Origin of the sequence: Pseudoduganella ginsengisoli, assembly GCF_009720865.1 — a bacterium.
GTDB lineage: Bacteria > Pseudomonadota > Gammaproteobacteria > Burkholderiales > Burkholderiaceae_D > Rugamonas > Rugamonas ginsengisoli.
Genome location: NZ_WNLA01000002.1, coordinates 254,321 through 267,539 on the forward strand (window position 1 = coordinate 254,321; position 13,219 = coordinate 267,539).

Sequence of the window (13,219 nt, forward strand, 5' to 3'; positions counted from 1 at the left end):
CGAATCCGCCCTGCATGAGCGGCCGCAGAGCATGCAAACACCACCAAAACCGGAGACAACATGCATCCCGCACCCACCCAGGCACAAACCCCTGCCACCACCGCACCTACCCGCATCTGGGCCATGCGCTACCTGCTGTTCATCGCAGGCATGGGCGGCCTGCTGTACGGCATTGACGTCGGCATCATCGCGGGCGCCCTGCCCTACCTGGAATCGACCGCGTCACAGGCATGGCAACTGAGCGCGCAGCAATTGTCATACATTGTGGCGGCCGTGCTGCTGGGCTCTGTGCTGTCATCGCTGTTTGCCGGTGCACTGGCGGACGCCATCGGCCGCCGCTGGGCCATGGTGCTGGCGGGCGGCCTGTTCACGGCCAGTATTCCCGTTATCGCACTGGCCGATGGCTACACGGCGCTGTTGCTGGGCCGTTTGCTGCAAGGGATTTCAGGCGGCTTGATTGGCGTCGTGGTGCCGCTGTACCTGGCCGAATGCCTGCATGCGCGCCAGCGTGGGCGGGGCGCCGCGCTGTTCCAGCTGTTGCTGACCATTGGACTGGTGGCTGCCGCCGTCATTGGCTATATCGAAGCGCAAGGTGTGGAAGCTGCCGTGGATGCGGCCCGCTCGCTGCCGGAAGCCGCCCGCGCGGAAGCGCTGTTCGATGCGAAAGACCATGCGTGGCGGCGCATTTTCTGGATGTGCCTTGCGCCGGGGCTGGTGTTTACTGCCGGTAGCCTGCTGCTGGCGGAATCGCCGCGCTGGCTGGCGCGCCGTGGCCGCATTGAACAGGCGCGCGCCGCCCTGCTGCGTACCCGCACGCAGGCGGAAGCCGACATGGAAATGCGCGATATCGGCGCCGGCCTGGCGCAGGTGCATGCAGATGTCGCCGCGCCGCGCGCAACGGATCCTTTGCTGAGCCGCCGCTATGTGCTGCCCTTCCTGCTGGCTTGCCTGATCCTGGCCTGTACGCAGGCGACGGGTATTAATTCCATTCTCGCGTATGTGGTCAACATCCTGAACCAGGCGGGCTTGCCGGGCGCCACGGCCAATATGGCGGACGTGGGCTTGAAGGTATTGAATGCCGTGATGACGGTGGCGGCCGTTGCGCTGGTTGATACGCGGGGACGCAAGTTCTTGCTGATGCTGGGCAGCGGCGGCATTGTCGTGGCGCTGGTGGCGGCGGGCCTGCTGTTCCGTAGCGCCGAGGGCAAGCAGCGGGATGTCACCGCGCAGGTGCAGGCTGCCGTGGTGGCCGATAGCTTGTCGCTGCGTGCCGATACGGCGGCATTGCAGGCGCTGGGCGCCGCGGCCGGCAACGGTCCCGTGCAATTGACGGTGGCGTATGCATATGGCCCCTTCACCAATGTGCAATCACTGCGCAGCGATGATCCAGCCTTGCCTGCCTTGGCCGTTTCACGTGAGTCAACCGTGCAGCAGGATAGCGTGATTGGTGCATTCTTCCGCAAGCTGCATGTGAATCCGTTTGCGGATCCGGCTGAAGCGCGCGCTGCGCCATTGCGCATCGAGCAGGCTACGGTGGGTGCGGTGCCGCCGTCGTCGCATGGCTGGCTGGTGGCCTTGGCGATTTGCCTGTTTGTCGCCAGCTTTGCCGTGGGACCGGGCGTGTGCGTGTGGCTGGCGTTGTCGGAGCTGATGCCGACCCGCATCCGCTCCAACGGCATGAGCATTGCGCTGCTCATCAATCAGTTTGTATCGACCGTGATTGCAGCCGTGTTCTTGCCTACGGTTGGGCGGCATGGCTACTCGGCCATGTTCTTTTATGGCGCGGCGTGCACGGTCGTGTACTTCCTGGCGGCAGCGTTCCTGTTGCCCGAGACAAAAGGCAAGACCTTGGAAGAGATCGAGGCGCATTTCTCGCGCTGACCTACAAGCTGCCGGGGCGTGCGCCTACAGCCGCGCCCTGCTTCTGCGCCTAGCATGGGGGCGCCGGGATCATCCGGCGCATTTTGGGAGACCAGCATGGCTCAGAATCAACAGCATGGCGACCAGGCCATCGGCAGCGGCAATACGCAAGACGGTATCCAGGGTACGCCGTCCGGTACAGAAGGCGCCACGACGGGCCAGGGTGTGGAAAAAGGCCAGTCAAAGCAGCGTACCCAGGATCAGGGCAACCGCCAATCCTCGGGCGGCACGGAAACTTATCAGCGCAATGACTTGTTTGAAGACGACGGCGAGGATGCTGAATTAAGTGAAGCCGAGCGCGCCCGTTCGCAGCAAAGCGCCCAGCGCGAAGGCTTGGGTAGCCGGCAGCACTCCGGACGCTCCGAACGCGGCAACCGCCAGGGCCTGGACACAGAGCAGAACGGCGAGTAACCCCCGGTGGGGTCAGACGTGCGTTCATGCATCTCCCCGCTGGGGTCAGACGTGCATTCGTGCATCCTCGCTCGCCTGCAAAGCAAGGCTGGTTCAAACCAGCCTTTGCCGCTGCAGGCTTGCGCCTGAACGGACGTACCCCGCAGCGCCATCATTGGAGCATGACGCAAATGCTTCGGCGGCCCTGCATGCATAAGTCCCCTCTTCGCACCGGGGAGAGCGCACGAATGCACGCCTGACCCCACGGTGGAGACGCATCAATGCACGTCTGACCCCACGGGGTGTCAGGCGACGATCAGGCCCAGTTCGCCGAGGAAGGCTGCCGCCTGGGTGTGGGAAATCACGGCGCCCTTGAATAAGCCCGCCTCGCTCAGCTTGACCCCTTCCAGGTTCACGCTGCGCAAATCCGCGCCAGTGAATTTCGCCTGCTTCAATACCGCGTTGCGCAAGCTGCCGCCGTCGAACACAGCGTCGCGGAAGTCGCAGCCGGCCAGGCAGGCATCGGAAAAATCCAGTTGCTTCAGCACGGCGGACTTAAACGAAAAGCCCCGCAAATCCGCGCCCACCAGCAGCGATTCTTCAAAGACGGCGCCCAGGTGCGACGTTTCCTCCAGCGAAGCGCCCGTCAGCTTGCAGTTGGCAAAGCGAACCGACGCCAGGCGCGCGCGGCGCCATTTCGTGTTATTCAAGTCGCAACTGTCGAATTGCGCATCGACGGCGTCCGCCGCTTCGAAATCCGCGCCGCCCGCCCGGCACCGCAGCCAGACGGTGCGGGCTAATTTACATGCATACAGCACGGCGCCGGCAAACGTGCAGCGCATGAACGTGCAATCCTGCAGGTCCAGCCGGGACATGTCCACGCCATCAAAGGTGCAGCCGTCAAACGTGCGCACGCCGCGCGCCAGGGCGGCGGCAATGCCGTCGCGGTCCAGCGCCGTGCCGGACAGGGTGGAAGTTTCGCTGAAAAGGTCCATCTGCCAAATTCTTAAAACGGGGATGCCTGCACTGAAGGCCCTGCATCCCTGAGGTTACAATGCGGGCGCGGCGGATTGTAGCCGGTTTGCGTTCAGCGGCACATCGTCCGTTTGCGTTAAAAACGTGCGGAATCGCTACGTCCAACCATCAAACGTGCGGCTTAACTGCCACGGCAAGAATTGCAGGCATACAATACTTCGTCGCCATAGGATATGATCGGTGTCATCTTCTGAACCCTTAAAAGGATACCGACATGGCTAAATTTTCTTCCCTGCGTCTTCTGTGCGCCGCCGGCGCACTGGCGTTTGCCGTCAACGCCAGCGCTGACAGCACGTCGTCCGCTTCCAGCGCCGGTTCGGCATCCAGCGGCAGCGTGTCCGATTCCATCGGCGCATCCAGCAACAGCTCGTCCGGCGGCAAGAACAAATTGGCCGATGGCGCCTACCACGTCATCGATATCGCACAAGCCCCTGACCGCAAAGGCATGACCCGCGTGACGCTGCAGGCGGAAACCGGCAGCTTTGTGTTGACGTTGCCGGAAAAAACCGCCAGCCAGTCGCACCTGGCGCTGGGCGATGAAATCTATGCGAAGAACCTGGAATTCGGCGTGGAATTTGCCCGCGTTGATACGCGCGAAGCATTCTTCCTGGCGATTGCCGACGAAGTGTATGGCGAACTGGCTTCGCGCAAAGTGACGCTGTAATGCATTGGCGGCGCCCTGATGCGCTGGCGGGCGCCGCCCTGCTGGCCTGCCTGGCCGGCATGGTCCCCGGTGCGGCCCAGGCCATGCCGAATTTCGCCAGTTCCGGCAACGCAGGTCTGTCCCGCTTTTGCGACAAGGACCCGTCACTGACCGTGGCGGAAGAAAGCCGCCTGCTGCGCTTTGCCGCCATTGTGCGGCAGGAACTATCGGCCGGCGACAGCGATATCGCGCTGATCAGCCGCTCCGGCCTGGATTTATCCCGTTTCGGTATCCGCTATTCGCACGCCGCGCTGGCGTGGCGCGCCACGTCGGGCGCATGGTCGGCGCGCCAGCTGTACTACGCATGCGATGAGGGCATGCCGCGCATCTTCGACCAGGGCGTGGCGGGATTCACGATGGGCACGGATAACCCGGAACTGGGCTATATTTCCGCCGTGCGCCTGCCGCGCGCGGCAGCCGACGAATTGCGTCCCGCGCTGCTCGATGGCCCGCGCGTACTGAATTTGCTGGCCACGCAGTACAGCGCCAACGCGTATGCCTACAGCTTGCGCTACCAGAATTGCAACCAGTGGGTGGCGGAAATGCTGGCTGTCGCATGGTCGGACATGCCGGACGGCCCGCAATTGCGGGCCCGCGCGCAAGACTGGCTGCGCGCCAACCACTATGCGCCGGAACCGGTGCCGGTCGGTTCGCGCATCCTCATGTGGCTGCCGGCGTTCGTGCCGCTGCTGCACGTGGATGACCATCCGCAGGAAGACCGCGACGCGCTGCGGCTGCGCGTCAGCCTGCCCGCTTCGCTGGAAACATTCATGCGCCAGCGCGTACCGGGCAGCGACCGCGTTGAAATCTGCCACAACGACAAACAGATCGTCGTGCACCATGGCTGGGAACCGATGGCGGAAGGTTGCCAGGCGGGGCCTGGCGACCGCGTGGTGAAGCTCGATTAGCTAGGTGTTCCGGGCGGCAGCTTCACGCTGCCGCAGCGTCGTCACGTTTTGCCGGTTCACGCCCCAGTTATCCGTTTCCACTTCATCGATGATGACGAACGTGGTGGCGGGATTTTTATTCAGCACCCGCTGCAGCAAGTCCGTCGCCCCTTCAATCAATTGCAGCTTTTGCTCTGGCGTGACGCCCTCATTGGTCACGCGGATATTCACGTATGGCATGGCCGCTCTCCTTACCACGTTCCGGCCGCGCCGGCGTCGTCCACGTTCAGCACCGCGCCGCTGGTGAAATGCGAATCCGTCAGGTACAGCACCGCATCGACCACGTCTTGCGTGCCGCCGATGGTGTTTGACGGGTTCAAGCCCTTGAGGAAGTTGCGCGTGCCTTCATCCTTGCCGTGCATCGGCGTTTCAATGATGCCCGGCGCGACCGCATTGACCTTCACGCCGGAAGGCGCCAGTTCCAGCGCCAGCGCCCGCGTCGCGTGATTCAAGCCGCCCTTGATCAGCACAGGCAGCAAGGCCGGTACTTTCGCGGTCGGCTGCATGGCTATGCTGGCCGTGATGTTGACGATGTGGCCGGATTTGTTGGCCGCCATGTGCGTGGCCACGGCCTGCGACGGGTAAAAAAAACCCTTCAAATTCGTGCCGACAATGGCTTCCACATCGTCTTCCGTGTAATCGGCAATGGGTTTCGCAAGGAAGATACCGGCATTGTTGATGAGGATATCCACCTTGCCGAACGCCTGCACGGCGCGCTCCAGCAGCGCCTGGGCCGTCGCCGGCTGCGCGATATCGCCTGCCACCGGCACGAAATTCGCGGGATAACCCAGCTTGTCGGCTGCCGCCTGCAAGCGTTCCATGGTGCGGGCGTTGCCCACCACGTTATCGCCGCGTTCCAGGTAAGCCTTGGCAATGGCAAAGCCGATGCCGCTCGATGCGCCCGTCACGATGACGGTTTTGGGGGATGCATTCATCATTTTTCTCCAGTGGGTTTCAGTGACAGCGGCAGTGGCGCCGCCATGGAAATCACTATACTCAAGCACACAGAGTTGATAAACAGCCATCAAGACAAGATAATTGATACATGATGTAATTAATTGGAGTGAGGTATGCAGCGCCAGTTTGACGACGTACTGTTGGGCAGCATTGAACTGTTTTGCCTGGCCGCGGAATTGGGCGGCTTCACGGCGGCGGCCGTGGCAGCCAGCGTGACGCCGGCGGCAGTCAGCCGTTCCGTGGCGCGGCTGGAACATCGCCTCGGCGTGCGCCTGTTCGTGCGCACCACGCGCCAGATCCGCCTGACGGACAGCGGCAGGCTGTATTTCGAACAGTGCCGCCAAGCGTTGTCCCAGCTGGCGGAAGCGGAACGGCAAGTGACGGGCAGCCAGGCCATGCCGGCAGGCCCGCTGCGCATCAGCGTACCCACGCCGTATGCGCATTACCGGCTGTTGCCGCTGCTGGGTGAATTCCGCGCGCTGTACCCGGAAGTCACTGTCGATGTCCACATCAGCAACCGCAATATTGACTTCGCGGACGAAGGCTATGACCTGGCAGTCCGTGGCCGCTCGCCGCAGGATTCCAGCCTCGTGGCGCGCAAGCTGGAAGATGCTGAGCTGGTGCTGGTGGCGTCCCCCGCTTACCTGAAACGGGCTGGCCGGCCAACATCGCTGGACGACCTCGCGCACCATGAATGCATCCAGTTCGAACTACCCAGCACAGGCAAGCATATTCCATGGCTGTTCACGCGCGATGGCGTGCCGGTGGACATGCCCACAAAAGGCGGCCTCGCCTGCACGGACGACGTGCTGGGCATCGCGACGCTGGCCAGGGCCGGCGCGGGCCTCGTGCAAACGTACCGCTTTATCGTGGAGCACGATATCAGGCGGGGCGATCTGGTCGAACTGTTGCCGCAACATGGCGGCAGGTCGCGCCCCTTTATCCTGATCTATCCCCACGCGCGCCATTTATCGCTGCGGGTGCGTACCTTCGCCGATTTTTTAATGGACCGGCTAAGGCTGAAGCACGCATAAAACACACATGACACACGCCGATACAAACGCGCACCGCCGTCCGCTGGCGCGCTGTGCTATCGTCGCCCCTTGATCTTTTGATTCATTACACCATGAACTACCGGCTTTCCGTACTGGCCCTGCTGTCCACCATGGCAGGCTGCGCCACCCCAACTGTCCAGCAACCACCGGCACAAATCGGCGTCGCGTCCTTCAACATGGCATGGGCCGGTACGGAAGCGGATTTCACCACGCACCTGGACATGTGCACGGCCGTCGGCTGGTGCGATACCCGTCCGCGCCGCAACAAGGGTGAAACCACGCCATCGCCGGAAGCCATTGCGGCCGCCAGCCGCTGCGAAGCGGCGATCGACCAGTTTGCAGGCGGCGCACGGCAAGCCATGCACATCGCGCCGTGCAATGCGTACAAGGGCCGCAATCCCGCCGAATCCGTCACGCTGGCCAATTACCAGAAAAAGCTGGCCGGCCTGCGCGCCACCATTGCCAGCCTGATTGAAAAAGATGGCGTGCAAGTCATCGCGTTCCAGGAAGTCAAATCCGGCCAGGTCATCCGCGACGTGCTGGGCAAGCATGCGGACACGTTCGACGTGTGCCATGCGCCGCATACGGCGTTCCAGACCGTGGCGTTTGCGTGGAACAGGGCTGTCACGCAAATGCCCGGCCAATGTTCGCCGCGCAAGGAATTGGCCGTCGCGGAAGATCCCGCCAATGCCGCCAACTTCCGCACCGTGCGTCCCGGCCTGGCGCTGGAATTGACAATCAACGGCCAGCCCGTCACGTTCATGAATGTGCACTTGAAGGCATCGTGCGCGAACTTGAAACCCAATGGCCCTTACCAGCCCCGCATGCTCGATGACGCGGATGCCGCCTGCCGTGTCTTGAACCGCCAGGTGCCTGCGCTGGAAGACTGGATCGAAGCCGTCGGCGTGAAAAGCCCCCGCTTCGTGCTGCTGGGCGACTTCAACCGCCGCATTGATGAAGAAGCCGCGGAAAATGTGCCGCCATCGCAAGTGCGCACGGATGGCAGCGACCCCGCGGGGCCAAATAAAAAAGATGCACTGGGCTATGTGGCGACCAAATACCTGTGGCAGGAAATCTCCGATGGCAAGCCAAGCCTGTACCAGGTGCCGCTGTCCGGCGTCGATGATGGCTGCAAAGGCTTCACAGGACTGGACCACATCGTCATCAGCGAGGCGCTGAAGGCCGCCAACGCCAGTGTGGGATCGCGCAAAGTTGCCGTCGCCAGTGAGCCGGGCCAGGTGAATGAATCCAGCGACCATTGCCCCCGCATCATGCAGTTGCACCTGTAACGTGATTGCAAGGAAGAACAACGGCCGGCGCTTTCAGTCAAGCGGCACGGGCAATGCGGCGATAGTTTGACTCATCCGCAACAGTCTGGCCGCACAGGCAACAGGTTCAGACTGGCGCACGATTGCAAGTTCAGTCATGATGACACCATCGGAGGTGCACATGACGAAAGAAACATTGCAACCTGATCAAGACGAACCAGCGCAGCCGCTGATGCCTTTCCGCACGCTGCTGTACCGGTTCATGTTTTTCGACTGGCTGTTCCGCGACGTCAGCGCGGCGCGCAACCTGTTCGAGCGCCATGCGGCGCTGCAGCACAACAAATACATGAGCCGCTACCTGCCGCTGTATTTTCGCCGCTGGACCGTGCTGGCCACGTTCGACTTCGGGCTGGGGTTTGTGTTTGAGCGCTTCTTGCAGACCACCATGCTGTCCGCGTGCTTTTTCACGTGGTCGTGCATGACGGTGGTGGGGATGGTGGTGATTGCCGTGGCGTGGGTATTCCTTACCTTTGGCCGGCTGTCATGACAGGAACGGCCACTTGAGGATACCCTTCGCGTGCAGCACGGGACGGGCCACCAGATAGCCCAGCACAAAGCCGAACGCCAGCAAGCCGCGCGGATCCAGCATGAACGCGAAAAACACGCCGGCCACCATGGCAACGGCGACCAGTAACAGCAGCCACACTTCGATGCTCTTGAAATAGCCGGCGGTTTGACGCCAGACGCTGGCAAAGACGGAGTAGTTCATACACTTGCAAAAACGTTACTTTTTAAACCGGGAAATAAAAAAGCCGCCAGCGGCGACTTGAGGGCGAATTGTAACACACCGTTTCAGCCCCCCGGTTAGTCTGAAGGGACGATGCCTGCAATGCGGGACAGGCGCACATTGTGTGCCATACCCACACCTAGGATCGCCCATGCACAACCACCCTACTCCATGCGCCGTCATCACCGGCGCGGCCAGCGGTATCGGCCGCGGTATCGCTGCCGCACTGGCAGCACGCGGCGCCAACCTGATGCTGGCCGATATCGACAGTGCCGCACTGCACTCGACTGCCCGCCACCTCAGCGACATTTCACCGGCTATCCGCGTGCTGCCCATCGTGGCCGACTTGAGCCAGCCGGGCCAGGTGGCAGGACTGGCCGGCAGCGCGTTCGAAGCATTCGGCCGCGTGGACTGGCTGTTCAATTGCGCGGGCCTGCTGGTCAGCGGCCGCAGCTGGGAATTCGATGAACAGCAGTGGGCGCGCCTGATGGATGTGAATTTCTGGAGCGTCGTACGGGCCACGCGCGCCTTCGTGCCGCGCATGGTGGCGCAAGGCAGCGGGCACATTATCAACATCGCGTCGCTGGCCGGTATGCTGCCCGCGCCGTGGCTGGCGCCGTACACCGTCTCCAAACACGCGCTGGTGTCCTATAGCGAAACGCTGCAGCAGGAATTCCAGGCGCTCGGCATGCCGCTGCACGTGTCGGTGGCGCTGCCGGGGCCTGTCGATACGGGCATCAGCCGCAATCTCGGCGCCGCCACCGGCGATCCCGCCATCGATGGCCTCAACGCTTACCTGCGCGGCATGATCGCGGAAGGCATGACGCCTGCGCAACTGGCCGGCATCGTACTGGCCGCCGTCGACAACAGGCAATTCTGGATCTTCCCCCATGCCGGCATGCTGAAAGGCGCGCTGCAGCAGCGCAGCGCCATGCTGCAGGCGGTGGCGTAGGGCGGATTTTACGGGGAGGCCGAGTCAAATCTGCGGGGCCGCCGAGGCCGTGTGTGCGCAGATGAGTAGTCCAAATGGATGTAGCTCCCTGCTTTGCGCTGGCATAGCCTAGCAGTACAGACAACCCACATCAGAGGTTCCAATGAATGAGCAGACAACGAGACAGCCGCATAGCGTCAAACCGCTGCGCGTGGTAGTGATGGGCGCCGGCATGGCCGGCATTTTGGCGGGCATCAAGCTGCGCGAGGCAGGCTACGGCAGCGTGGCAATTTATGAAAAGGCCGCCCGCGTCGGCGGCACGTGGCGCGAAAACACGTACCCTGGCCTGACTTGCGACGTCCCTTCGCACGCCTACACCTATTCTTTCGAACCGAACCCCGACTGGAGCCGCGTGCTGCCGCCCGGCGCCGAAGTACAGGCATACTTTGAACGCACGGTGGAAAAGTATGGCATCAGCGACATGATCCGCTTCAACGAAGAAATCATCGCATGCGTCTTTGAACAGGGCCGCTGGAACCTGACAATGAAAAGCGGCTTGCGCGACACGGCCGACATCATCATTGCCGCCACCGGCGTGCTGCACCACCCCAGCGTGCCCGATATCAAAGGCTTGCCGGCCTTCGAAGGCAAGGCGTTCCACAGTTCCCACTGGGACCACAGCGTGCCGCTCGATGGCGCAAGGGTCGGCGTGGTCGGCAATGGTTCGACGGGCGTGCAAATCGTGTCCGCGCTGGCGGGCCGCGCATCCAAGGTATCGCACTTCCAGCGCACGGCGCAGTGGATCTTCCCCGTAGAAAACCCGTACTTCACGGACGAACAAAAAGCAGCTTTCCGCGCCGACCGTGCGCTGCTCCATTCGCTGCGTTATGACCCGACCTACCTGTCCAACGTCGAGCGCTTCACCAACGCCATCCTCGATGCGGACTCGCCGGAAATCAGGGAAATCGAAGCTATCGCGCTGGGCCACCTGGAGCGCAGCGTGCCTGATCCGGCACTGCGCGCCAAACTGCGGCCGGACTACCGCGTCGCGTGCAAGCGCCTGATTTATTCGCCGGACTATTACCAGGCGATCCAGCATCCGAATGCGGCGCTGGTCACCGATGGCATTGAATGCGTGGAAGCGAAAGGCATCCGCACACGCGACGGCAAGCTGCATGAATTGGACGTGCTGGTACTGGCGACGGGCTTCAAGGCCGACCAGTTCATGCGTCCGATGAATGTCGTCGGCCGCGATGGGGTCAAGCTGAACGACGTTTGGGCCAAGCGCCCGCGCGCCTACCTGGCCGTGGCCATTCCCGGCTTCCCGAATTTCTTTATGCTGAACGGTCCCACCGGCCCGGTCGGCAATTTCTCGCTGATCGATATCGCCGAACAGCAGTGGCAATACGTGTCACAGCTGATGGACCTGGTGCGCAATGGCGTGTGCAACGAAGTGGAAGCCACCCAGGCAGCACTGGACGATTATGACCAGGCCCGCATTGCCGCCGCCAGGAAAACCGTATTTGGTTCCGGCTGCAACAGCTGGTACCTCGACGCGGAAGGCGTGCCCGCCACGTGGCCATGGTCGCAGGCGCGCTTCCGCGAAGCCATGGCGGCGCCGCAAATGGAACACTACACGCTGAGCAACGCATGAAGAAAACCGCCATTGTCAGCGGCGCCGCATCCGGCATCGGCGCCGCCGTCTGTGAACAATTGCGCCATGCCGGCCTGCGCGTCATCGGCATCGACTTGCGCAACAGCGATATCTGCGCCGACCTGGCGACGGCCAGCGGGCGTGCCTACGCAGTGGAAGCCGCCCTGTGTCTGTCCGAAAAGCGCATCGATACGCTGGTGTGCTGCGCCGGCCTGGGCCCGCAAGCGGAACCTGTCGCCCAGATCGCCGCCGTCAACTACTTTGGCGTGACAGCCTTGCTGGACGGCTTGTTTGAAGCGTTACAGGCCGGCTGCCGCGCCAGCGCCGTGGTCGTGTCGTCCAGTTCCGCCACGTTGCAGGCATGGGAGGGCAATCCGCTGCGCCAGGCTTACCTGGATGGCGATGAAGCCGCCGTGCAGGCCATGCTGGCCAATCTGCCGCCAGACCTGGCGCCGCAAGCCGGCTTTATTGCGTATGCCAGTTCAAAAAATGCCGTGGCCTGCGCCGTGCGCCAGCGCGCCGCAAGCTGGGGCCGGGCCGGTGTGCGCCTGAACGCCGTGGCGCCTGGCGCCGTGCAAACGCCGCTGCTGGAAGCGGGACTGGCCGACGCGCGATACGGCGAAGGCATCCGCAATTTTATCGCGCCGCTCAGCACCCGCGCCCGCGCGGAGCCGGCTGATATCGCAGCGCTGATCGGCTTTGTCGCCAGCGACAGCGCCCCGTTCATCCACGGCAGCGTGGTGTTTGCCGATGGCGGCATCGATGCCGCCATGCGTCCCCACCATTTCTAAGGAGCCCACCATGCAGCCATCTTCCCCCACATCCGCCGTCATCGTCACCGGCGGCGCATCCGGCATCGGCCTCGCGTGCGCACAAGCACTGGCGCAGGCGGGCCGCCCGGTCGCGCTGTGGGACATCAATGCAGGCGCCGCCACCGAGCTGGCAGCCAAGATCGCGCGCGACTATACCGTGAACGCCATCGGCGTCGGCATCGATTTGTCCGATGCGGACGCCCTGCCCGCCGCGCTGGACGCCACCCGCGCCGCACTGCCCGCCATCGGCGGCCTGGTACACGCAGCCGGCATGGTCGACATGGGTTCCATCGATGGCCTGACGCCGGACAATTGGGACAAAGTCATGAACGTCAACCTGCGTTCGCTGGCCCTGCTGGTGCGCGCCTTGCACGGCGACTTCAAGGCCAATCCCGGCGCCGCCATTGCCGGCATTGCATCCATCAATGCGACGCTGGGCAATGCCGTCAACCCGATCTATAGCGCATCGAAAGGCGGCATGCTGTCGCTGGTGCGTGCACTGGCCGATGCACTGGGCCGCGACGGTATCCGCATCAACTGCATTTCGCCGGGCCAGATCTTGACGCCGATGATCAAACCCGTTGTCGACCATTTACCGCCGGGCGCATTTGAACGGCGCATCCTGCTGTCCCGCCTGGGACGGCCGGAAGAAGTAGGCAAGGTGGCGCGCTTCCTGCTATCCGACGAAGCCAGCTACATCACGGCTGCGGAAATCGTCGTCGATGGCGGCAACCTGTCGTCGCAGCGCATGTAAAGGAGA

General features: G+C 63.0%; 15 protein-coding genes. 11 read left to right on the forward strand and 4 right to left on the reverse strand.

Annotation, left to right across the window (positions count from 1 at the left end):
• Positions 1–60: 60 nt before the first annotated feature.
• Both GM668_RS05795 and GM668_RS05800 read left to right on the forward strand, forming a co-directional pair.
• Positions 61–1,881, forward strand: a complete 1,821-nt coding sequence (locus GM668_RS05795; RefSeq protein ID WP_229498967.1) for an MFS transporter — start codon at positions 61–63, stop codon at positions 1,879–1,881.
• Positions 1,882–1,977: 96 nt separating this feature from the next.
• Complete coding sequence (locus GM668_RS05800; protein WP_155437984.1) at positions 1,978–2,331, forward strand: hypothetical protein; 354 nt, start codon at positions 1,978–1,980, stop codon at positions 2,329–2,331.
• Positions 2,332–2,615: 284 nt separating this feature from the next.
• Here GM668_RS05800 and GM668_RS05805 read toward each other — a convergent pair whose 3' ends face one another.
• On the reverse strand, positions 2,616–3,305 hold the full coding sequence (locus GM668_RS05805) for a pentapeptide repeat-containing protein (RefSeq protein ID WP_155437985.1): 690 nt from the start codon (positions 3,303–3,305) through the stop codon (positions 2,616–2,618).
• Between the two features lie 254 nt (positions 3,306–3,559).
• On the opposite strand from GM668_RS05805, the gene GM668_RS05810 reads away from it, so the two are divergent.
• A complete protein-coding gene (locus GM668_RS05810) occupies positions 3,560–4,009 on the forward strand; it encodes a hypothetical protein (protein ID WP_155437986.1) in 450 nt (149 codons plus the stop codon).
• On the forward strand, positions 4,009–4,956 hold the full coding sequence (locus GM668_RS05815) for a DUF2145 domain-containing protein (protein ID WP_371868641.1): 948 nt from the start codon (positions 4,009–4,011) through the stop codon (positions 4,954–4,956). The genes GM668_RS05810 and GM668_RS05815 overlap by 1 nt, the downstream gene beginning before the upstream one ends.
• On the opposite strand, the gene GM668_RS05820 is transcribed toward GM668_RS05815, so the two are convergent.
• Positions 4,957–5,175, reverse strand: a complete 219-nt coding sequence (locus GM668_RS05820; RefSeq protein ID WP_155437987.1) for a tautomerase family protein — start codon at positions 5,173–5,175, stop codon at positions 4,957–4,959. It abuts the gene before it with no gap.
• Between the two features lie 11 nt (positions 5,176–5,186).
• On the reverse strand, positions 5,187–5,930 hold the full coding sequence (locus GM668_RS05825) for an SDR family NAD(P)-dependent oxidoreductase (RefSeq protein WP_155438149.1): 744 nt from the start codon (positions 5,928–5,930) through the stop codon (positions 5,187–5,189).
• Between the two features lie 135 nt (positions 5,931–6,065).
• Here GM668_RS05825 and GM668_RS05830 point away from each other — a divergent pair, with 135 nt between their 5' ends.
• The 3 genes from GM668_RS05830 to GM668_RS05840 all read left to right on the forward strand — a co-directional run bounded on the left by GM668_RS05830 (position 6,066) and on the right by GM668_RS05840 (position 8,822).
• Entirely contained in the window at positions 6,066–6,986 is a 921-nt protein-coding gene (locus GM668_RS05830; protein WP_155437988.1) for a LysR family transcriptional regulator, read from the forward strand.
• A gap of 92 nt (positions 6,987–7,078) precedes the next feature.
• Positions 7,079–8,296, forward strand: coding sequence for an endonuclease/exonuclease/phosphatase family protein (locus tag GM668_RS05835; protein ID WP_155437989.1), 1,218 nt, complete (start codon positions 7,079–7,081; stop codon positions 8,294–8,296).
• A 160-nt stretch (positions 8,297–8,456) separates the two neighbouring features.
• Positions 8,457–8,822 (forward strand): hypothetical protein, encoded by a 366-nt coding sequence (locus GM668_RS05840; RefSeq protein WP_155437990.1) that lies wholly within the window; start codon positions 8,457–8,459, stop codon positions 8,820–8,822.
• Here GM668_RS05840 and GM668_RS05845 read toward each other — a convergent pair.
• Entirely contained in the window at positions 8,817–9,044 is a 228-nt protein-coding gene (locus GM668_RS05845; RefSeq protein ID WP_155437991.1) for a hypothetical protein, read from the reverse strand. The two genes, GM668_RS05840 and GM668_RS05845, sit on opposite strands and share 6 nt — an antisense overlap.
• Before the next feature lie 169 nt (positions 9,045–9,213).
• Between GM668_RS05845 and GM668_RS05850 the strand changes: the two genes are divergently transcribed.
• The 4 genes from GM668_RS05850 to GM668_RS05865 all read left to right on the forward strand — a co-directional run bounded on the left by GM668_RS05850 (position 9,214) and on the right by GM668_RS05865 (position 13,213).
• Positions 9,214–10,014 (forward strand): SDR family NAD(P)-dependent oxidoreductase, encoded by an 801-nt coding sequence (locus GM668_RS05850; RefSeq protein ID WP_155437992.1) that lies wholly within the window; start codon positions 9,214–9,216, stop codon positions 10,012–10,014.
• A 142-nt stretch (positions 10,015–10,156) separates the two neighbouring features.
• On the forward strand, positions 10,157–11,647 hold the full coding sequence (locus GM668_RS05855) for a flavin-containing monooxygenase (RefSeq protein WP_155437993.1): 1,491 nt from the start codon (positions 10,157–10,159) through the stop codon (positions 11,645–11,647).
• A complete protein-coding gene (locus GM668_RS05860; protein WP_155437994.1) occupies positions 11,644–12,438 on the forward strand; it encodes an SDR family oxidoreductase in 795 nt (264 codons plus the stop codon). The genes GM668_RS05855 and GM668_RS05860 overlap by 4 nt, the downstream gene beginning before the upstream one ends.
• A 10-nt stretch (positions 12,439–12,448) precedes the next feature.
• Positions 12,449–13,213: an SDR family NAD(P)-dependent oxidoreductase gene (locus GM668_RS05865; RefSeq protein ID WP_155437995.1), complete on the forward strand. Its 765-nt coding sequence runs from the start codon at positions 12,449–12,451 to the stop codon at positions 13,211–13,213.
• Positions 13,214–13,219 lie beyond the last annotated feature (6 nt).

What these genes read in the sequence shown, in the direction of transcription:
- GM668_RS05860 (WP_155437994.1), top strand. Translation starts at nt 11,644, where the DNA reads ATGAAGAAAACCGCCATTGTCAGCGGCGCCGCATCCGGCATCGGCGCC.
- GM668_RS05815 (WP_371868641.1), top strand. Translation starts at nt 4,009, where the DNA reads ATGCATTGGCGGCGCCCTGATGCGCTGGCGGGCGCCGCCCTGCTGGCC.
- GM668_RS05800 (WP_155437984.1), top strand. Translation starts at nt 1,978, where the DNA reads ATGGCTCAGAATCAACAGCATGGCGACCAGGCCATCGGCAGCGGCAAT.
- GM668_RS05830 (WP_155437988.1), top strand. Translation starts at nt 6,066, where the DNA reads ATGCAGCGCCAGTTTGACGACGTACTGTTGGGCAGCATTGAACTGTTT.
- GM668_RS05835 (WP_155437989.1), top strand. Translation starts at nt 7,079, where the DNA reads ATGAACTACCGGCTTTCCGTACTGGCCCTGCTGTCCACCATGGCAGGC.
- GM668_RS05855 (WP_155437993.1), top strand. Translation starts at nt 10,157, where the DNA reads ATGAATGAGCAGACAACGAGACAGCCGCATAGCGTCAAACCGCTGCGC.
- GM668_RS05820 (WP_155437987.1), bottom strand. Translation starts at nt 5,175, where the DNA reads ATGCCATACGTGAATATCCGCGTGACCAATGAGGGCGTCACGCCAGAG.
- GM668_RS05825 (WP_155438149.1), bottom strand. Translation starts at nt 5,930, where the DNA reads ATGAATGCATCCCCCAAAACCGTCATCGTGACGGGCGCATCGAGCGGC.
- GM668_RS05840 (WP_155437990.1), top strand. Translation starts at nt 8,457, where the DNA reads ATGACGAAAGAAACATTGCAACCTGATCAAGACGAACCAGCGCAGCCG.
- GM668_RS05865 (WP_155437995.1), top strand. Translation starts at nt 12,449, where the DNA reads ATGCAGCCATCTTCCCCCACATCCGCCGTCATCGTCACCGGCGGCGCA.
- GM668_RS05845 (WP_155437991.1), bottom strand. Translation starts at nt 9,044, where the DNA reads ATGAACTACTCCGTCTTTGCCAGCGTCTGGCGTCAAACCGCCGGCTAT.
- GM668_RS05850 (WP_155437992.1), top strand. Translation starts at nt 9,214, where the DNA reads ATGCACAACCACCCTACTCCATGCGCCGTCATCACCGGCGCGGCCAGC.
- GM668_RS05810 (WP_155437986.1), top strand. Translation starts at nt 3,560, where the DNA reads ATGGCTAAATTTTCTTCCCTGCGTCTTCTGTGCGCCGCCGGCGCACTG.
- GM668_RS05805 (WP_155437985.1), bottom strand. Translation starts at nt 3,305, where the DNA reads ATGGACCTTTTCAGCGAAACTTCCACCCTGTCCGGCACGGCGCTGGAC.
- GM668_RS05795 (WP_229498967.1), top strand. Translation starts at nt 61, where the DNA reads ATGCATCCCGCACCCACCCAGGCACAAACCCCTGCCACCACCGCACCT.